Source organism: Neobacillus drentensis NBRC 102427 (assembly GCF_001591445.1).
In the GTDB taxonomy this organism is placed as follows: domain Bacteria; phylum Bacillota; class Bacilli; order Bacillales; family Cytobacillaceae; genus Neobacillus; species Neobacillus drentensis.
Genome location: NZ_BCUX01000001.1, coordinates 91,430 through 110,425, shown reverse-complemented (window position 1 = coordinate 110,425; position 18,996 = coordinate 91,430). Strand labels below are relative to the sequence as shown.

At 38.3% G+C, this 18,996-nt stretch carries 17 protein-coding genes; 12 read left to right on the top strand and 5 right to left on the bottom strand.

Features of this window, described 5'->3' with window-relative positions:
• Positions 1-209 precede the first annotated feature (209 nt).
• Positions 210-1,454, bottom strand: coding sequence for an MFS transporter (locus tag BDR01S_RS00530; protein WP_066253402.1), 1,245 nt, complete (start codon positions 1,452-1,454; stop codon positions 210-212).
• A gap of 194 nt (positions 1,455-1,648) precedes the next feature.
• Here BDR01S_RS00530 and BDR01S_RS00525 point away from each other — a divergent pair, with 194 nt between their 5' ends.
• Together BDR01S_RS00525 and aspA are read left to right on the top strand one after the other, a co-directional pair.
• A complete protein-coding gene (locus BDR01S_RS00525) occupies positions 1,649-2,071 on the top strand; it encodes a MarR family winged helix-turn-helix transcriptional regulator (RefSeq protein WP_066253404.1) in 423 nt (140 codons plus the stop codon).
• 89 nt (positions 2,072-2,160) lie between these two features.
• Positions 2,161-3,579, top strand: coding sequence for an aspartate ammonia-lyase (aspA, locus tag BDR01S_RS00520; RefSeq protein ID WP_439951468.1), 1,419 nt, complete (start codon positions 2,161-2,163; stop codon positions 3,577-3,579).
• 83 nt (positions 3,580-3,662) lie between these two features.
• Here aspA and BDR01S_RS00515 read toward each other — a convergent pair whose 3' ends face one another.
• Positions 3,663-4,829: a polysaccharide deacetylase family protein gene (locus BDR01S_RS00515; RefSeq protein ID WP_066253409.1), complete on the bottom strand. Its 1,167-nt coding sequence runs from the start codon at positions 4,827-4,829 to the stop codon at positions 3,663-3,665.
• 350 nt (positions 4,830-5,179) lie between these two features.
• Between BDR01S_RS00515 and BDR01S_RS00510 the strand changes: the two genes are divergently transcribed.
• Positions 5,180-6,211, top strand: a complete 1,032-nt coding sequence (locus BDR01S_RS00510; protein ID WP_066259919.1) for a VanW family protein — start codon at positions 5,180-5,182, stop codon at positions 6,209-6,211.
• 108 nt (positions 6,212-6,319) lie between these two features.
• On the opposite strand, the gene BDR01S_RS00505 is transcribed toward BDR01S_RS00510, so the two are convergent.
• Both BDR01S_RS00505 and BDR01S_RS00500 read right to left on the bottom strand, forming a co-directional pair.
• The gene (locus BDR01S_RS00505) at positions 6,320-6,526 is read right to left on the bottom strand and encodes a methionine aminopeptidase (protein ID WP_066253411.1); all 207 of its coding nucleotides are present in this window, start codon (positions 6,524-6,526) and stop codon (positions 6,320-6,322) included.
• Positions 6,527-6,750: 224 nt separating this feature from the next.
• A complete protein-coding gene (locus tag BDR01S_RS00500) occupies positions 6,751-8,169 on the bottom strand; it encodes a sigma-54 interaction domain-containing protein (protein WP_280513215.1) in 1,419 nt (472 codons plus the stop codon).
• 498 nt (positions 8,170-8,667) lie between these two features.
• Here BDR01S_RS00500 and BDR01S_RS00495 point away from each other — a divergent pair, with 498 nt between their 5' ends.
• The 5 genes from BDR01S_RS00495 (at position 8,668) to BDR01S_RS00480 (ending at position 12,991) form a co-directional block, all read left to right on the top strand.
• Complete coding sequence (locus BDR01S_RS00495; protein WP_066253416.1) at positions 8,668-10,110, top strand: amino acid permease; 1,443 nt, start codon at positions 8,668-8,670, stop codon at positions 10,108-10,110.
• 93 nt (positions 10,111-10,203) lie between these two features.
• Positions 10,204-10,377 (top strand): hypothetical protein, encoded by a 174-nt coding sequence (locus BDR01S_RS25610; RefSeq protein ID WP_166254322.1) that lies wholly within the window; start codon positions 10,204-10,206, stop codon positions 10,375-10,377.
• 117 nt (positions 10,378-10,494) lie between these two features.
• Positions 10,495-10,842 carry a PadR family transcriptional regulator gene (locus tag BDR01S_RS00490; protein WP_066253419.1) on the top strand — a complete coding sequence of 116 codons (348 nt, stop codon included), beginning with the start codon at positions 10,495-10,497 and terminating at the stop codon, positions 10,840-10,842.
• The gene (locus BDR01S_RS00485) at positions 10,823-11,461 is read left to right on the top strand and encodes an HAAS signaling domain-containing protein (RefSeq protein WP_066253423.1); all 639 of its coding nucleotides are present in this window, start codon (positions 10,823-10,825) and stop codon (positions 11,459-11,461) included. The genes BDR01S_RS00490 and BDR01S_RS00485 overlap by 20 nt, the downstream gene beginning before the upstream one ends.
• A 69-nt stretch (positions 11,462-11,530) precedes the next feature.
• On the top strand, positions 11,531-12,991 hold the full coding sequence (locus BDR01S_RS00480) for a DUF4153 domain-containing protein (protein WP_066253424.1): 1,461 nt from the start codon (positions 11,531-11,533) through the stop codon (positions 12,989-12,991).
• Positions 12,992-13,055: 64 nt separating this feature from the next.
• On the opposite strand, the gene BDR01S_RS00475 is transcribed toward BDR01S_RS00480, so the two are convergent.
• Complete coding sequence (locus BDR01S_RS00475) at positions 13,056-13,850, bottom strand: TIGR00266 family protein (RefSeq protein WP_066253426.1); 795 nt, start codon at positions 13,848-13,850, stop codon at positions 13,056-13,058.
• A gap of 345 nt (positions 13,851-14,195) precedes the next feature.
• On the opposite strand from BDR01S_RS00475, the gene BDR01S_RS00470 reads away from it, so the two are divergent.
• From BDR01S_RS00470 to BDR01S_RS00455, 4 genes are all read left to right on the top strand, one after another.
• Positions 14,196-15,944, top strand: coding sequence for a SulP family inorganic anion transporter (locus BDR01S_RS00470; protein ID WP_066253429.1), 1,749 nt, complete (start codon positions 14,196-14,198; stop codon positions 15,942-15,944).
• 21 nt (positions 15,945-15,965) lie between these two features.
• On the top strand, positions 15,966-16,319 hold the full coding sequence (locus BDR01S_RS00465) for an ArsR/SmtB family transcription factor (RefSeq protein WP_066253432.1): 354 nt from the start codon (positions 15,966-15,968) through the stop codon (positions 16,317-16,319).
• Between the two features lie 158 nt (positions 16,320-16,477).
• Positions 16,478-18,295 carry a TIGR04190 family B12-binding domain/radical SAM domain protein gene (locus BDR01S_RS00460; protein ID WP_066253435.1) on the top strand — a complete coding sequence of 606 codons (1,818 nt, stop codon included), beginning with the start codon at positions 16,478-16,480 and terminating at the stop codon, positions 18,293-18,295.
• Positions 18,296-18,619: 324 nt separating this feature from the next.
• Entirely contained in the window at positions 18,620-18,820 is a 201-nt protein-coding gene (locus BDR01S_RS00455; protein WP_007083969.1) for a cold-shock protein, read from the top strand.
• The last annotated feature ends 176 nt before the right edge of the window (positions 18,821-18,996 follow it).

Below are 18,996 nucleotides of genomic sequence, written 5' to 3'. Positions count from 1 at the left end.
TTTTAGCGTCAAATGGACTTGTACAACTTACTGGTGCTTTTATGAAAAAAAGGCTTAGAGATTTATGCTTCTCTAAGCCTTTTTTACTGTGCAATATACTGTGAATTGTGTTGTGAAATTCATGTGATTTGCTATGGATTAGGTTTGTGATTAACCGTTTTGCATCTCACAAGTAACCGTTAGAATAACCCCAGATCCTTTAATTAACATTAGTGGCCTAAACCAATATCATCGACATGCTGTACATGCTGTTTATTGACCCAGATAAAAAGTACCGACACTAAGACAAATCCTGCCCCAACAATAAATGGAATACTTGGATTGTAGATTTCGGCTAGCTTGCCAGCCGTAAATGGTGCAATGGCACCCCCAATAAAACGGAGGAAGCTATATGCTGCAGATGCCGTTGACCTTTCAACAGGGGCTGCATTCATCACGGCTGTAGTAATGAGTGTATTGTTATTTCCTAATAACGCACCTGCCAGGATAACAGCGGCGATGATCACCCACTGGGTTGATGTCCAGATACCCATTGCAACCAAAAGGAGTGCAAACAAGATTAACATCATACACATCGATTTTATGGTACCAAACCATTCGGAAAGTTTGGGAGCCATAAAAACAGAGGTGACAGCCAGTAAGATTCCCCAACCAAGGAATACGAAGCCTAATCCGTGTTCATCCAAGCCCATCACGAATGGTGCATATGCCAGCAAAGTGAAGAAGCCAAAGTTATACAGGGCTGCTGCAATCCCAAAAACTAATAGTGAACGATGCTTTAAAGCACGAAATGGATCTAATAATGAAGTACGAGCTTTTACCGTATTTTGAGGAGTTGATTTTGGCATGAGGATGAAAAGGCCAATAAAGGCAATGATCATTAAAGTGGCGACCCCAAGAAAAGGTCCTCGCCATGATATAGCCCCAAGCCACCCGCCCAGCAGGGGACCAACTGAAATCCCGAGTCCGATTGCTGCTTCATACAAGATGATTGCTTTTGCTGTTCCACTGTTCGACAAGGATACGATAGCAGATAATGCTGTTGCCACAAACAATGCGTTTCCAAGTCCCCAGCCGCCTCGAAGACCAACAAGTGTCCAAATGCCGTTTGAAAAGCCGCCTAGTGCGGAAAATAATGCAATAATCACGATACCAGAGAGTAATGTCCATTTGATGCCCAGCCTTGTTGATATTACGCCTGTAATAAGCATGGCAACAGCCATGACGGCATTATAGCTAGTGAATAGTAAGGTTACTTCACTATGTGAGGCATTTAATTGATCGGCAATTGCCGGTAAGATAGGGTCAACAAGTCCCAACCCCATGAACGCAATAATACTTGCAAAAAAAACAGCCCAAACTGCTTTAGGCTGGGTAAGTAAACCTGCCTTTTCAGTGTTCGCCTCCGATAGCTGTCGTGATGCTACTAATTTAGATTCCGGTCTTGGTGACATCTTATTCCCCCTGTTTTTTGTTTCCATCTTTTTGATTTAGTTGTATGATGAAAGTATGTAATTGTATTATACAATCAATTTACACTACGTCAATAGTGCTTTTGCAATGAAATTTAGACGGTGATTACTTATCAAAAGTTCGTATGTTATCATTAATAATATGTGGAAATAAGGTTAACAGTGAGGTAAAAGATATGGATGTACATGCATTAGAAATGATTGAACTTGAACTAGCAATTCTGATTCGTCGAACTACTTCAATTTCGAGCAATAAAAAATTCGGGAATCTTGATCGATCTGCCTATTTAATCCTTCGCCGTATCAAAGAAAAGGGGGCAGCAGGGGTTAAAGTTTTAGCAGAGGAATTCAAGTTAGATATATCTACAGTCAGTCGACAAGCTGCGGCTTTAGAGCATAAAGATTATTTGTATAGAATTCCCGATCCATTGGATGGCAGGGCCTATTCTCTTCAGTTAACTGAGCAAGGTACAAAGGAATTATCTGACTATAAACAGGAAAGATTGAAGCGAATTACCGAACTGCTAGAAGACTGGTCTGATGAAGAACGCAAACTTTTTGGGGTACTTTTGGAGAAGTTCAATCAGTCTTTCAATTAATCAATACTGTAAAAACAGAGACATAGATAGTTTAAACTGGTATTATTTTTGTGTGATAAAGTTTTTTAAAGGGTGGGAGACAGCTAATGATGGACACAAAAAGAATGGAACAAGACTTTCTAGGAAAAAAAGAGATACCGGCAGATGCCTATTATGGTATTCAAACTCTAAGAGCAGTTGAAAATTTCCCCATTACAGGTTATCGAATTCATGAGGAATTAATATATGCCCTTGCGATGGTAAAAAAAGCAGCAGCAATTGCAAATATGAATACGAAAAGGCTTTATAGTGGACTTGGCGACGTTATCTGCCAAGCAGCTGATGAAATTATCGAAGGAAAGTGGAATGACCAATTCATTGTTGACCCCATCCAAGGCGGGGCAGGGACATCCATGAACATGAATGCAAACGAAGTGATTACTAACCGGGCGTTAGAATTATTAGGACATGAAAAAGGTGCATATAAGCATTTAAGTCCGAATACACATGTGAATATGTCACAGTCGACGAATGATGTATTTCCGACTGCTATTCATATCGCAACACTTAGATTACTTGAAAAATTGCTTGAGACGATGAAAGATATGCAGAGGGTCTTTAAGGATAAAGCGAAGCAATTTGAAAAAGTGATCAAAATGGGCCGTACTCATCTTCAGGATGCAGTTCCCATTAGACTTGGACAGGAATTTGAAGCTTATTCTCGAGTGCTCGAAAGAGATATTAAGCGGATTCATCTTTCACGTGGTAATTTATATGAGGTTAATATGGGGGCAACAGCCGTTGGTACAGGATTAAATGCGGACCCAAAATATATTGTCGATGTCGTCAAACAACTAACAGTAATCAGTGGATTACCGTTGCTGAATGCGGAGCATTTAGTTGATGCTACTCAAAATACGGATGCCTATACCGAAGTTTCTGCAGCATTAAAGGTGTGTATGATGAACATGTCAAAAATCGCTAATGATTTGCGGTTGATGGCATCAGGTCCACGTGCAGGACTTGCTGAGATTTCTCTTCCTGCCCGTCAGCCAGGTTCTTCGATTATGCCGGGAAAAGTAAACCCGGTTATGCCAGAGTTGATCAATCAAATCGCTTTCCAAGTCATCGGAAACGATCATACCATTTGTCTTGCTTCACAAGCAGGTCAATTGGAATTGAATGTCATGGAACCAGTATTAGTCTTTAATCTACTTCAATCAATTAGTATTATGAACAACGGATTCCGTTCCTTTACAGATCATTGTCTTGTAGGGATTGAGGCGAATGAGGCCCACTTAAAAGAGAATGTTGAGAAAAGCGTGGGTATTATTACTGCGGTTAATCCGCATCTTGGCTATGAAGTGGCAGCAAGAATAGCAAGGGAAGCAACATTAACCGGCAAGTCAGTTCGTGAATTATGTCTAAAGTATGATGTTTTAAGCGAAGAAGAATTAGATATCATTTTGAATATATATGAAATGACCGAACCTGGAATCGCTGGTGCTGCTTTATTAGATAAAGATTAATAGTCTAATTTATTGCTGAAATAAATTCTTTTTAAATGGTGCCTGACACTCGGAGTGTCAGGCACCATTATTTTGCGCGTTTATTATTCTAATAAATCGCTCAATGGAACTAGTTGGTATCCTTGGGCTTTTAGCCATGGGATTACGTTATCAACTGCTGCAGGGGTATTTATTCCGCCGATATGCATGAGGATGATGTCCCCGTTACTTGCTCCAGTTTTAATGCGGGAGATAATTACCTCAGACGCAGGCTGCTGCCAATCAATCGTGTCTAGTGACCACTGGATGCTGTAAGGGTAACCTGCTTCTCCGGCAGTTTTTAAAGCGGCTGTGTTGTATGAGCCGAATGGAAAGCGGAAATACGGCTGCGGAGTCCTTCCTGTTACAGACTTTATGGCTTCTTCTGCCTTAATGATATCCTTTTTAAAAGCACTAGTTGTTGTTTTTACTGCATCCGGATGGGAATAGGAATGGTTACCTATGTCATGTCCTTCATCGGCTATTCTTTTAGCGAGACTTGGATATTTCACTACCCATTTTCCAGTCAGGAAGAAGGTGGCTTTGACATTGTGCTTTTTCAACACATCTAGTATCCCAATGCCCACTGCATCACTACCAGCATCAAAGGTTAGTGCGATTTTTTTCTGCTGGAGGCTGCCGTTGGAAATAATCACCGATGAGGCTGTTGTAGGCGTGGGCTCTTGTTTTGGTGGCTCTGCGGGCGGTATCGGCTCAGCATTCTTCCCATAAAGCTTTAATATTTGACCAACATAGATGACATCGGAGGGGAGACTGTTCCATTGCTTAATTTTTTCAACCGTTACATTTGCACGTTTGGCGATTGAGAATAATGTATCTCCTTTAACGACCTTATAGTCGACCGTTTTATTCTCAGGAACGATAATTTTCTCAGATGGTGTGGGTGCGGGATTACTAGGTTCTTCTTCGGAAGGTTCTTCAGCTGGAGGATGTTCATTTTCGGGTGGGTTTTCGTTTCCAGAGTTTGTTCCATTATCCTGTCTTGGCGTTGAAGGTTTTTCAGTTGTAGGTAAATCGACCTTTACACCACTTCTAAGGCTTGTAGTGTTCCAATTGCCAAAAAACAACAGGAATACAACACCTAATAAACAGATAATTGAAAGTAAGTAGTAAATCCATCGACTTCGATTTCGATTGACATGGGAAAGAACGCCCAAAACAAGAAAAATTGAAAATAAAAGAAAAATAAGAAGAATGAAGATTTCTATCATGACAATTCCCCCTTCATTTTAGGTAATAGCCGGGAGCTGAAAAAAGTAAACTTTCAAGAATAAACCAGAGTGGGAGTTTAAGAAGTGTATCCTGAGGTGTAATGAGTTATAATTGAATTCTAATTTAATTATAACATATGAGGCCATGGGCTTATTTGCTACGCACCCTAAAAATAGCCTATGATGAATCGAATATCATTTTCTTTTTCTTTTATTAAAAATGTACATGTCCAGTATTTCAGCAGGAAAATGTAATAGAATAGAAGAGTCATATGTAACAATGTTCATTTGAAATCGTCTAAAATAGTATAAAAGGGCATAAGGCTTAAAAAGGAGTCAAGTTGGAGAAAATGGCGAAGCAAAATTGGGTAATTTCATTATTATTAGCAGTGTGTTTAATTGGGACGGGGTGCTCGGAGCAAACCGCAAAAGAAAAAGCGGCAAAAGCAGCCGAACAGCAACAGAAAATCGAACAAGCGAAAAAGGTACAAGAAGAAAAAAAACTGGAAGAAGCAAAGAAACGTGAAGAAGAGCGGAAACGGGAGGAAGCTAGGCCTGTATACGTAAATATTATTGATCCCAATTCGAAAGACATAGTAAAAACCTTTAATACGAAGGATTTAGGGTATATAACGGATCCCGGAAATTATAAAACAGAACTTGCAAAAATAACAAGAGAATTAGCGCGGGGAACACAATCGACGCCTGGGTTTGACAAGCGAATGGTGCTTGATAGGCTGGATGAAAATGGTCAGGTTATTAAAGGATCACCTCAAACAATCCTTGAAGAGGACGAATTGATTGAAAAGATTCTCTTGGTATCAGAAAAAGGCGGCAATGTGGAGCTTCCTTTATATGTAACCGCAAGTGGATATCAAGAAGAGGACGCAGCCCATTTAGATGAAGTGGTAGTTGCCTCATATACAACGTATTTTAATAATGGTGTTGCCGGAAGAACGGAAAATATCAAACTATCAGCACAAGCAATTAACAATGTCATCCTTGGCAGCAAGGATTCCTTCTCGTTTAATACGACTGTTGGACCGAGTGATGCGGAGCATGGATACCAAAAGGCGAAAGAGATTAATGACGGAAAATTAGTCGAAGGATATGGCGGGGGGATTTGCCAAACTTCATCTACGCTATATAATGCAATCGATCAACTAGCAGTACAGTATATAGAAAAAAATCATCATTCTTTAAAGGTTGGATACGTGCCATTAGGAAGAGATGCAACCGTATCCTATGGCGGCAAAGATTTTAGATTTCAAAATACAGCTGGTGTACCCTTAATGTTAAAGGCAATCGTAAGAAATGGGTCGCTGACGGTAGAGGTAAGGACATCCAAAGCTTACCAAGGCCAAGTAAAGAAACGCAGTTAACTAGTAAGAAGGATGCATGCTATATATAAAAGTAACATTCATGACAAAAAAATCCCTGCCTCGAACCGAATGACGGATTTGATGCAGGGATTTTTTTTGTGCAAATTGTTACCTCATTTCTTCCCAATCTGTATATTGACCACTGCCCTGGCATCCTGGGCATTCAAACGAATTAAAGTATGCAAATTCATTATAGGGATACACCGTATAGCCACGACCATAACAATCAGGACATTTGGCCTGGTCTTTCATATTGGAGACATGATTTTGGTATTTGGTCTCTTTCCATTGGTTAAAAGAGTTAAGTAGTCCCATTTTATTCACCTCGTCTTTTTTCTTCTTAGTATGGAGAAAAAATGGAATTATTATGCTTGTATTACTTTATAGCATCTGGGGGAGGCGTTTGAATATAAGTTTCCATTTATCAAACATCAATACTTTTCTATAATAATTTTATGTAAAATAACATATTTTGGTGAGTGTTTTAACATGTAAATAAAAAAAATGGAAAGCTTAATCGCTCTCCATTTTCATATCATTCATTTCCCATTAATGTTTAATTTCTTCATCCGATACTGTAAGCTTTGACGACTTAATCCGAGGAGTTGGGCTGTCTTCGAAACATTGAAATTATTTTTAGTTAAAATATGGTCAATATATGACTTCTCAAATAATTCCATTTGATGTTTTAGTGGTACAGCTAACTCTGAATTTTCTTTAATAAAATGGTCAACGGTGGAAAGAGGAATCATTCTTTCTTTCATCTGCATTTTACTTCTGTATTGATATGGTAAATGGGAGTACATAATCCATTCTTCATCAATCATAATATTCATGGCGGCTTCAATAATATGCTCAAGTTCACGAACATTTCCCGTCCAGTCATATTCAAAGAAAGACTGTTTAACCTCCTCAGACAAGCCCTTTACATTCATCTGAAACAGCTCATTGTATTTCTCAATAAAACTTTGAACCAGTAGGGGGATATCTTCTTTGCGCTCTTTTAAGGGTGGGACAAAAATAGTTACAACGCCAAGTCGATAATATAAATCTTTACGCATCCGATTATTCGCAATCGCATCGATAGGATCTTCATTCATATTAGCAATAACCCGTACATCAACAGGTGTATCCTTCGTATCTCCGATTCGCCGGATGGTTTTTTCCTGAAGAACACGAAGTAACTTTGCCTGAAGATTTAAATTTAAGGAGTTGATCTCATCAAGTAAAATCGTTCCGCCATTGGCCTGTTCAAATAGCCCCGGGGTATCAACTGCACCTGTGAAGGCACCTCGCTTAGTTCCAAACAAGAGACTTTCGATTAAATTATCTGGTAAAGCGGCACAGTTTTGCGAAATAAATGGTGAAGTTAATCGACCACTCCCATTGTGAATACTTTGAGCAAAAAGTTCTTTCCCTGTACCTGTATCTCCGACAATCAATACATAGGAGGAGGTCCGGGTAGCACGTTTAGCTGATTCAATGACTTCCTTAATGGCAGGACTGTTTCCAATGATTTTATCAAAGGTATAACGGGTAGACGCCTTATTCATATTGCCTTTGATCAGCCGTTCCAGCTTTGTTACATCCTTAGCAATTTCAACTGCACCCTGTAGTTTTTCATCTGAATATATTGGAATAGTATTGTTAATAGTCGTAATTTCGCGACCCTTATTATTAAAATAGGTTTGTTTTACATTACTGGTTTCTTTTCCTTCTTGGATCGCTTTGACAAGAGTACTAGATTGATCGTCTTTAAACATAAACACATCTAATAGATTTTTATCGATGACGTCTTGAAGGTCCATCGACTCCATTTGCATCATTTTTTTATTATAAATAATCGTTTTTCCGGTTTCATCTACAGCATGGACACCGACATCTACTTCATCTAAAATTCGTTTATAGATTCGATTTACATACTGCAGGTAATGGACTGTATGATTTGTTTTCTCCAATGTGTTCATTCCCTTTGCTTAATCCTTTATGCACCTATTTAATCAAAAAAAACGTAATAATGCAAAATAAATTTGCAGAATGATAAAAAAGTAGAATGAATAAGCAAAAAATATTGGCATCTAACAGATCAAATCCTTGATTGAAAAATCCTGATAGAAATATAGTCTTTCCTTTTTTGTGGAAAACGTATTTTTGCAGGAAAGGTGCAAAATATTTAATCAACGTGCAATAATATTTTGCGATATTGTTCGAAAAATATTCACAGGCGGGCAATTTAATGTTGGCACGAAAATTGCATTTTAATATTTAAAAATATAGTGATAATTTAGAAATTAATGTCTTTTGAGCCAAATCCACTATTTTCATATAATTTAGTATGCAAATAGATGTATCAAAACTAGACAATTAACAAAAAAATTATCCTAATATTTTGGTGCTAAAATATTTGAAAGCGCATTCTTTTTTGGGGATTTTTAGGGGGAAAAAGGGGGATTTTTATGAATTTGCAGGAGAACAATTCTACGCATGAACTTCAGAGGACCATGAAGACGAGACATCTTTTCATGATTTCACTGGGAGGGGTCATTGGTTCAGGACTTTTCTTAGGCTCAGGCTACACGATTAGTCAGGCTGGCCCAATTGGGGCAATTCTTGCTTATATCGTTGGCGGATTTATTATGTTTTTAACCATGCTTTGTCTCGGTGAATTGTCGGTCGCCATGCCAGTTTCAGGGTCGTTCCAAACGTATACAACGAAATTTATTGGCCCTGGAACAGGATTTGCACTAGGATGGCTTTACTGGTTAGGCTGGTCCGTTACAGTTGCATTAGAGTTCCTAGCTGCCGGGCAAATGATGCAAAGATGGTTTCCTGATGTTCAAGTCTGGATTTGGAGCGGCATTTTTGCAGTCATTTTATTCTTACTGAATGCGTTATCTGCACGTGCATTTGGTGAAGCGGAATTTTGGTTTTCAAGTATAAAAATTGTAGCAATTATCCTGTTTATCGCCTTAGGTGGAGCTGCCATGTTTGGATTAATCGACATGAAGGGCAGCGAAGCGGCACCATTTTTTACTAATTTTACTGCACACGGATTTTTACCACACGGATTTTCTGCTTTGATTGTTACCATGATTGCGGTTAACTTTTCCTTCCAGGGTACTGAATTGATTGGGATCGCTGCAGGAGAAAGTGAAGACCCGGAAAAGACGATTCCAAAATCAATTAAGCAAACAGTTTGGCGTACCCTATTCTTCTTTGTTTTAGCGATCTTTGTTGTATCTGGATTAATTCCGATGGAAAAAGCCGGGGTTGTTGAAAGTCCATTTGTTGTTGTCTTTGACAGTATCGGCATTCCATATGCTGCGGACATTATGAATTTTGTTATCCTTACAGCCCTGCTTTCTGTTGCTAACTCTGGCTTATACGCTGGTACGCGGATGCTATATGCGATGTCCAAAGAAAAAATGACCAGTCCATTTCTCACAAAGGTAAATAAACGCGGCGTTCCAATTAACGCATTATTATTCACAATAGGAATTGCGTTATTATCATTGCTCTCAGGCTTCTTTGCAGAAGAAACAGTCTTTATGTGGCTTCTTTCCGTAGCAGGTTTAGGTGCTCAAGTAGGCTGGATTTCGATTACTGCTTCACAAATTGCCTTCCGCAGGAGATTTATCCGTGAAGGCGGCAAGGTTGCCGATCTTAAATTCAAAACACCACTTTACCCATTTCTACCAATTCTTGGATTGGTATTAAATGTTTCCGTGCTCGTTAGCTTAGCGTTTGACCCAGCCCAACGATTAGCTCTTTATTTAGGAGCACCTTTCGTAGGAGCATGTTATTTGATTTACCACTTCAGAATTAAAAAGCTTCGTGAACATGATATGGTCGATGAACATGAAATCGAATTAAACGAAAATAAAAAAATGGTCATTTAATACAACTAAACGCTTGGGAATCCAGGCGTTTTTTCTGTTATTAGTTGGATAAGTTGTAGTAAATTTCAAATACTATTTATCGAGGTGATGATGATGGGAAAATGGAATGAACAAGCTGCACCCAATAATAATATGCCGCGGAGGACCATCAAGCATGGTGAATTAGTAGGCGACGAAGCAAAACTTGAGTTTTCAGAGGAATTATCTGATGGCGGGGAACGGAACCAAAACATTCAGGTTCTAAGAAATAACGGAAGAGTCAAATAGGGAAGGTTAACCGTAGTGGTGATAAAAAAATCACCACTATTTTTTTATAGCTATTTACAATCAGAATCCTTTGGTATAGAATTTCTATGTACCTAATATATCTAGGTAGGTGATGAAATGTTTAATCGTGAATTAGTAAAGGGTAGTACTTCATTAATCCTCCTTCAGCTGCTAAACGAGCGGGATATGTACGGCTATGAATTAGTAAAAGAGCTTGAACAGCGCAGTGATAATGACTTGAGTGTGAAAGAGGGGACTCTGTATCCGGCACTTCATAAGCTTGAAAAGCAAGAATACATTGAGTGTTATTGGCAGGAGCAGGAGAAAGGTCCAGCACGTAAGTATTACAAGATAACCATGGCTGGGAAAGAATTATTGGATGAAAAAACGCGTGAATGGCAGGACTTTGTTAAAGTAATGAACAAAGTGATAGGGAGATCAAAGCATGGAACGGCCGAAGAATAGGTTTCTTGAACAACTGGCAAAAGGGCTAGGAGACCAATTAGATAAAGAGGAGATTCTTCGCGAATATGCTTCACATATCGATGAAATTCTGATTGAATCATTTGAATGCCAAGAAGAGGAAATGGTTTATAAACTGATTGTATCCCGGCTTGGCAGCCCTGAAGAAATTGCACAGTCTTGGAGAGAAGAGTTTTCTGTTACCCCAAGTAATATGAAATGGGTGTTTATCCTCTTAAATATTCTTTTCTTTGGTGGAGGCAGTTTACTAACGTTGGCGCATAATCTCTATCAGTGGGAATGGCTATCGGCCATTTGGAATCACTTGACGGCAATTCCAACCCTAATTGCTTTTCTGTATTTGTTTTTTTGGGCATTGCTGGGTTATGAAATTGGAAAAGGATTTGGGCATAATGGAAGAGCGCTCCTTAGAAAAACATTTTTACTTTCGCTGATTCCTAACTTGCTTTTAATGGTCCTAACTGTGTTCCATGTTATCCCACATTCTTGGTTCGCCCCATTATTAACCAAAACATTTATTATTGCTTGTATCTTTTTTACCATCATTCTCTACCCGGTAAGCTGGATTGGCTATCGATGGGGGAGGAAAGCATCGATATAAGCAGTTTTTTTTGCTTATATACCTAGTAAAACTATATATATAGAAATTCAATGTAAAAGAGGGATGAAGATGGAATCGAAAATTACGAAATCGGATGGGATTTTTTTAATTCTTTGTTTATTACTTGGGATTTTAGGAGAAGAAGCTTTTTTTCGCAGTGAGATAGGAATTTCGTACTTTGTATTTATTTCAGGTTTTTACTCTGTATTTATGTGGCGATACCGCCGCTATCAATTTTCACATCAGCGTTTAGGGTACTTGATTATTTGTTGTATTTGGCTTCTGTCAGCTAGTTACTTTCTAAATAATAACCAACTATTTTACGGCTTAAATATACTGGTCATCCCTGGGTTAGTAATCTTTCACTTGGTCTTAATCACAAGCCCGGAAAATATCCGCTGGAATAAACCGGCCTTTGTTCCTTTTATTTTTACCAAACTGATTCAATCCTTACAATTTAATATAGGTTTTGCCGCCTTGTTTGGAAAGAGCTTAAAACAAGGAGTAAAAGAGGATAAATTAATCATCTGGAAAAAAGTAATCCTTGGGATTGTCATATCACTGCCCATTCTGTTTGTTGTTTTGAACTTACTCATTTCGGCAGATACTGAGTTTGAACGATTAATTGGCGGCGTTCCTCAATGGTTTCATGTCATAAATGTGGAGCGAACGATGAGGCTAATGATAATTCTGTTCCTCACCTTTGCTTTCTTCGGTTTTATGCAAATTCTTGTTAAGAAACACTTGAACGTAAATCAACAACAAATATATGGGAAAAAATTTCAGCTGGATGGAATTATTACAATTACGGTTCTTATCATTATCAATGCCGTTTATCTTTTGTTTACAGTCGTACAATTTAGGTATTTCTTCAGCGGAACATTGCAAGCGGATTATACCTTTGCTGAGTATGCGAGAAAAGGTTTTTTTGAACTATTATTTGTCACACTCATCAATTTATCGATGACAGTAATCGTTTTAACCTTCGTGAATCGCACTTCAAGTTTCTTGCGGCGGGGGCTGCAAATCATGCTGACCATCCTCGTCTTGGCGAGCTCCGTGATGCTAAGTTCCGCGTTCCTGCGTTTAAGTATGTATGAAGACGCCTATGGATTTACGTTCACAAGAGTGCTGGTCCATTCGTTTATGATCTTCTTAGTCGTCATTTTTACGTATACACTAGTGAAGATTTGGGTGGAGAAGTTATCGTTATTTCACTTTTATTTTATTACTTCATTAATCTACTATACAGCGATTACGATTATTGATTTAGATAAAATCGTTGTAAAAGAAAATATGAATCGCTACGAGACATGCGAAAAGATTGATGTTCATTACCTTAATAACTTGTCCTATCGAGGGGTATTAGGCTTAGTCGATCTTTATGAAAAAAATCAGAACATACCTGACCTAAAAAAAATACTCCTAGAGAGAAAACAGGAAGCCCTTACTGAAGACCTACCATGGCAATCGTATAATCTTCAACGAGAGCAAGCATACACTGAACTAAAGAAGTTGGATATTAAATAATAAAAAAGACGATTCGGTCGCACGAATCGTCTTTTACTCTACAGAATTTAATAAAACCAACAAATCAGTCACCATTAAACATATCAAAAATTCCTCGGGCGATGCTACCTTCGTCTTTCGCTCCGCCGCGAGAAGGTGCTGCAGCAAATACACGGCTTGCTAGACGGCTAAATGGCAATGATTGAATCCAAACGGAACCGGGACCACGAAGAGTAGCAAAGAACAAGCCTTCCCCGCCAAACAATGCCGTTTTAACGCCTTTTACAAATTCAATATCATAGTTAACACTGCTGGTCATCGCCACTAAACAGCCGGTATCCACTCGTAAGGATTGGCCGGGTAAAAGGTCCTTTTTAATAATCGTTCCGCCCGCATGAACAAAAGCAAGCCCGTCGCCTTCCAGCTTTTGCATGATAAACCCTTCGCCGCCGAAGAAGCCCGCACCAATTTTTCGCTGAAATTCAATTCCAACCTGTACTCCCTTAGCTGCCGCAAGGAAGGCATCCTTTTGACAAATGATTTTTCCGCCATATTCGCTTAAGTCCATTGGGATAATCTTACCAGGGTAAGGGGAAGCGAATGACACCCGTTTCTTGCCCATGCCGCTATTGGTGAAGGCGGTCATGAATAAGCTTTCACCGGTAAGCACCCGTTTACCGGCGCTAAACAGCTTACCCATCAGGCCGCTTCCAGCACTAGCACCGCTACCATCGCCAAAAATAGTCTCCATATGTATGTCATCTTCCATCATCATAAAACTTCCTGCTTCAGCAACAACCGTTTCTTGTGGATCAAGCTCTATTTCGACAAACTGCATGTCATCCCCATAGATCTTGTAGTCAATTTCATGGTTATTCATATGTTTCCCTCCACTTTTTAAAAATGCAAACCTATATATATTATAAAAAACTTAGGTAAAAAGTGCCAATTTTTTAAAAAAATAAAAAGACGCCTGTTTACACAGACGTCTTTTGCGTATTGAGGCGAAAAACCACACTCCACATGTGCTCCAAAAAGGAATGTTTCTCGACTTACACAACTCAGCTCATCGCTTAGCTATTGTAACATGGTCGCACTGAACTAACAAGTAATTTTGTTAAAATTAAATTCTATTTTTTAAAAACAAAATACTTGCTTTATGAATTGAATTACCATATATTCAAATAATCAGATATACAAAAATAAGAAGATAAGAAGGGTTGATATGTTTATTGACAAAAGATTCCATAATTATTCTTTAAGGAGTGTACCAAAGGATCTCCTTTCAGGATTGATTGTCGGGGTAATCGCAATTCCACTTGGGATGGCTTTTGCTATTGCTTCAGGAGTGAAGCCGGAGTATGGAATCTATACGACGATTGTTGCAGGGATTCTTATCTCTTTATTTGGTGGATCGAAGTATCAAATTGGCGGCCCAACAGGCGCGTTTATTCCCATTTTATTTGGTATTGTAATGACCTACGGCTATGAGAATCTCCTCATCGCCGGATTTATGGCCGGTATCATTTTGTTATTAATGGGTGTATTTAAACTTGGATCACTGATTAAATATATTCCTAGACCAGTAACCATTGGGTTCACAACAGGGATAGCGGTGACGATTTTTATTGGTCAAGTTGCTAGTTTCTTAGGTTTAGTAGGAATAAAGAAACACGAGGAATTTATAAAAAATGTTCAAGAAATCTTTGTTCATTTAGATACCATTAATATTTTTAGTATTCTAACAGCAGGTATTTGTTTAGTAACCGTTATCGTTACTCCAAAAATTGCACCAAAAGTACCAGGTCCGCTGATTGGCTTAGTGGTTTCCTCTGTTATTGCAACATTGTTTTATCCAAGTCAAATTGCGACAATTGGAACAGCCTATGGTCAAATCCCAAGTACGTTACCCGAGCTTCATATTCCTAGTATGAACTTAGAAATGATAGTCAGGCTTATAAAACCTGCATTTATCATTGCCATGCTAGGCGGTATAGAATCATTGTTATCAGCGGTTGTGGCCGATGGAATGACCAATAGCAGGCACAACAGCAATAAAGAGTTGATTGGGCAGGGAATTGCCAATATGATTACCCCATTGTTTGGGGGAATTCCTGCTACAGGTGCGATTGCTCGGACTGCAACAAATATTAAAAATGGAGCGATTTCGCCGTTTTCTGGAATTATCCATGGAATTGTTGTTTTGTTCGTTTTGTTATTTTTTGCACCGTATGCCTCATTTATTCCATTAGCAAGTATGGCCCCAATTTTGATGGTCGTTGCTTGGAATATGAGTGAGCGAAAAGTATTTTCACATATTTTTAAAACAAAATCGACAGATTCTCTTGTCCTAACCGTTACGTTTTTATTAACCGTTTTTGTCAATTTGACGATGGCAGTTGAGGTAGGCTTAGTTATGTCTGCGATTCTTTTTGCGAAAAGAATGAGTGATGTTATGGTAACGGCTAAAGCTTTACCAAATCGAAAACATAAACATGAAAAGGTAGAGACAGGAATCGTTTCAGATACACATGACTGCCCGCAAATAAGTATTTTTAATGTAGAGGGGCCGTTATTTTTCGGCGCCGCTGAAACGTTTGAAAAAACAATCATGAGCACCATTAATTATCGACCAAATATCCTCTTGTTGCGTATGAGTAAGGTTCCGTTAATGGATACGACGGGAGAAGCAACTTTATCAAGTATCGTTCGTCACTTTTCAAAAAATGGTATAGTGATGATATCGGGTTTAAATCAGCAACCGGAAAATGTCTTGAAAAAGACTGGTTTATATTCAATTATTGGTGAAGAGCATTTTTTTGAACACACAGGAGAAGCCCTTCAATATGCCCTTGAGCATATTAACAAAAATAAATGCCTTGGCTGTAAGCATTACGCATTTAGAGAGTGTAAAAAGCTATCTGCCATGGAGGCAGTAGAGGGAAGCAGAGCAAAACTTACTGCTACTTTCTAATAAAGTATAGGAGTGGACAATTTGAATCTTGAAATGCAACGGTTTAAAGCGGAATTTTTCAAAGCACTGGCACATCCCTTGAGAATCCGCATTTTAGAACTTCTTGCTGAAGGGGATAAAAATGTAAACGAAATTCAAACCCTTGTTGGCAGTGAAGGTTCAGCTGTTTCACAGCAATTAACAATCCTAAGAGCGAAGAATATTGTTTCCGGTACGAAAGAAGGAAACAAAGTCATTTATACATTGAAAGACCCGATGATTTTTGAATTATTAGCCGTTGCGAGGCAAATCTTTAACAATCATCTCGTTGATACAATCACGATTCTCGATAAGTTTAAAGAAGATGAGGAAGATCTAGCGATACCGAAGAATTAATTTTCTTCGGTATTTTTTCTATACTAATAGTGAAAAAGAGGATATGTTATTTTTTGGTAACTCTCGATATTTTGTAATATTTAAACCAACTTTCCCACGATACTTTGTATTACTATTAAAGTGAATGAATCTATAGGAATATAGGAAGGCGGTTTACTATGTATGACTTAGTACTGTTGCATCCTCCTACAGTTTATGATTTCCGTAAAGAGATGCTGTTTACAGGTCCAATCAGTGATGTTGTTCCATCCTCTCCCGTTTTTGAAATGTACCCCATCGGGTTAACGAGTATTGGAGACTATCTTGAGCGTTATGGGCTAAAAGTAAAGATCATTAATATAGCCAATCGGATGCTTCTAAATCCAAATTTTGATGTCGAAAAGAAAATCAGAAAAATTAAGACAAAAGCATTTGGAATCGATCTTCATTGGCTTCCGCATGCACATGGCAGTGTGGAGCTGGCAAAAATTATCAAGAAATATCACCCTGATACGCCAGTTATGTTTGGGGGACTATCCAGCACATACTTTCATAAGGAGTTGATAGAGTACCCTTGTATTGATTTCGTTATGCGCGGTGATACAACCGAGAAATTAATTCTAATGCTTCTCAACAAGTTAGAGAAAAGAGAAGAGGACAGCCTTTTTGATATTCCCAATCTTACTTGGAAAAAAGGAAATGATCGTTATTATAATGAAATGTCGTATGTTCCTGATAGTCTTGATGAATTTAATCTACCTGGTTACCGTTATATTATTAGGTCTGTCTTTAAGTATTTTAATCTCTTGGATCCCTTACCCTATAAGGGTTGGCTGCAGTATCCAAACACAGCCATTCTAACTTCCAAAGGGTGCACTTATAATTGTCTGATTTGTGGTGGTTCCAAGGACGCCTATGAGCTCAATTGTAATCGAAAAAAACTTGTCATGCGGTCACCGAAAAAAATGCTTGAGGATATTGCATTGATTCAAAGATTCACCCGTGCCCCAATCTTCTTATTGAACGATATTAGACAAGGTGGCAAAGAGTACGTCGATGAATTCCTGAGTGGCTTAGAAAAAATGAATTTAAAAAATGAAATAGTCTTTGAGTTATTCAATTATGCTGATGAGGAATTTTTCAGGCGCTTAAACAAAGCGATGCCTAAATATAGTATTGAGCTTACGCTTGAATCGGCTGATGAAGATATTCGAAAATATAATGGGAAACTTCCATGCACGAATGCAAAGGTCATCGAAATGCTCCAATTTGCACTAAAACATGGCTGCGCAAAAATTGATTTGTTCTTCATGACGGGGATACCTAATCAAGATTATGACAGTGCGATGCGTAATGTCGATTTTTGTGAAATTATTCACAAACAGTGCGGTGAAAGTCAGCAAATTTCGTACTTCGTCGCACCACTTTCTCCTTTTCTTGACCCAGGCAGCCCAGCATTTGAAAATCCAGAAAAATATGGTTATAAAAAGTTCTGCCAAAAACTTGAAGACTTCCGCGAGGCAATGAAACAACCCTCATGGAAAAACATGTTAAGTTATGAAACCAACAAAATGACGAGAGAAGACATTGTCAGAGCTACCTATGATTCAGCGTTAAAATTAAGTGAATTTAAATACAGAAATGGGATCATTACCAAAGAAGTTCACGATGAAGTTGCGATTAAAATTGCAAAATCTGTTGAATTCCTTAAGCGTTTAGACGAAATCATACTCCTTCCTGCCGACAAACAAAAACTTGAAATGGCGAAAATAAAGGAAGAAGTTGACAAAATTAATCGACATAGTATTTGCGGGAAGAATGAACTGAAGTGGGAGGTGAAAAAGCTATTTGCGGATTTCCCATCGTTAACATATATTGGTTTGGAATTACTTGTGAAGGACATCATTAAAGGAATCAAGTGCCGGATTGGGAAAATTGACCGTAATAGGGCTGTTCCCCCAACTTCCCAACAAAGTAAGGTTGAAAATAGCAAGTAGACGATTTAACTTCACTAAAATCAGTTCGCTTTTTTAAATAGAAGTGTCCCGTTGAGAGGTTGTCGATTTAAGTCGAAAATACCTTGAAAATAAGCTAGAATTGTAGATTTATGAAGGTTTTTCTTGGGTTGTCTATTATTGACATCTAGACTGATAGAATGCTAAAATTTAATCAGCCGTTGCACGAGATTAGATTTATATTACAAGCTTGTTCAAAGTTTTAACCGATGTTTGGATGAGGAAATGAAGGTAAAGCTATCACGTTGTAATTTGGTGAATTTACACATGGCTTACGTGTATAAGCCAATAGGAGGATTTTTTTTCATGAAAAACGGTAAAGTAAAATGGTTTAACTCAGAAAAAGGTTTTGGATTCATCGAAGCTGAGGATGGTAACGACGTATTCGTTCATTATTCTGCAATCCAAACAGAAGGTTTCAAAACTTTAGAAGAAGGTCAAGAAGTATCTTTCGAAGTAGTTGAAGGAGCTCGTGGACCACAAGCTGCTAACGTAACTAAAAAATAATATTGTAATCTATTATAACAGCCCGGACATGGTTCCGGGCTGTTTTTTATAGTTAAAAGGCTTTTCAAATCTCCTCCTTAGTATAAATAACCATTATTCCAGTAATCTGCTAGCATTTCCAAGCTCATTCTTTTTTGTATTTTGCTATAATAGTAGTATTGGAAACAAAGCAGAAT

Excerpts from the sequence above, each read along its gene's own strand:
- BDR01S_RS00490 (WP_066253419.1), top strand. The coding sequence starts at position 10,495 with ATGTTTAATCGTGAATTAGTAAAGGGTAGTACTTCATTAATCCTCCTT.
- BDR01S_RS00530 (WP_066253402.1), bottom strand. The coding sequence starts at position 1,454 with ATGTCACCAAGACCGGAATCTAAATTAGTAGCATCACGACAGCTATCG.
- BDR01S_RS00525 (WP_066253404.1), top strand. The coding sequence starts at position 1,649 with ATGGATGTACATGCATTAGAAATGATTGAACTTGAACTAGCAATTCTG.
- BDR01S_RS00475 (WP_066253426.1), bottom strand. The coding sequence starts at position 13,850 with ATGAATAACCATGAAATTGACTACAAGATCTATGGGGATGACATGCAG.
- BDR01S_RS00510 (WP_066259919.1), top strand. The coding sequence starts at position 5,180 with ATGGCGAAGCAAAATTGGGTAATTTCATTATTATTAGCAGTGTGTTTA.
- aspA (WP_439951468.1), top strand. The coding sequence starts at position 2,161 with ATGGACACAAAAAGAATGGAACAAGACTTTCTAGGAAAAAAAGAGATA.
- BDR01S_RS00485 (WP_066253423.1), top strand. The coding sequence starts at position 10,823 with ATGGAACGGCCGAAGAATAGGTTTCTTGAACAACTGGCAAAAGGGCTA.
- BDR01S_RS00505 (WP_066253411.1), bottom strand. The coding sequence starts at position 6,526 with ATGGGACTACTTAACTCTTTTAACCAATGGAAAGAGACCAAATACCAA.
- BDR01S_RS00455 (WP_007083969.1), top strand. The coding sequence starts at position 18,620 with ATGAAAAACGGTAAAGTAAAATGGTTTAACTCAGAAAAAGGTTTTGGA.
- BDR01S_RS25610 (WP_166254322.1), top strand. The coding sequence starts at position 10,204 with ATGGGAAAATGGAATGAACAAGCTGCACCCAATAATAATATGCCGCGG.
- BDR01S_RS00460 (WP_066253435.1), top strand. The coding sequence starts at position 16,478 with ATGTATGACTTAGTACTGTTGCATCCTCCTACAGTTTATGATTTCCGT.
- BDR01S_RS00480 (WP_066253424.1), top strand. The coding sequence starts at position 11,531 with ATGGAATCGAAAATTACGAAATCGGATGGGATTTTTTTAATTCTTTGT.
- BDR01S_RS00515 (WP_066253409.1), bottom strand. The coding sequence starts at position 4,829 with ATGATAGAAATCTTCATTCTTCTTATTTTTCTTTTATTTTCAATTTTT.
- BDR01S_RS00495 (WP_066253416.1), top strand. The coding sequence starts at position 8,668 with ATGAATTTGCAGGAGAACAATTCTACGCATGAACTTCAGAGGACCATG.
- BDR01S_RS00470 (WP_066253429.1), top strand. The coding sequence starts at position 14,196 with ATGTTTATTGACAAAAGATTCCATAATTATTCTTTAAGGAGTGTACCA.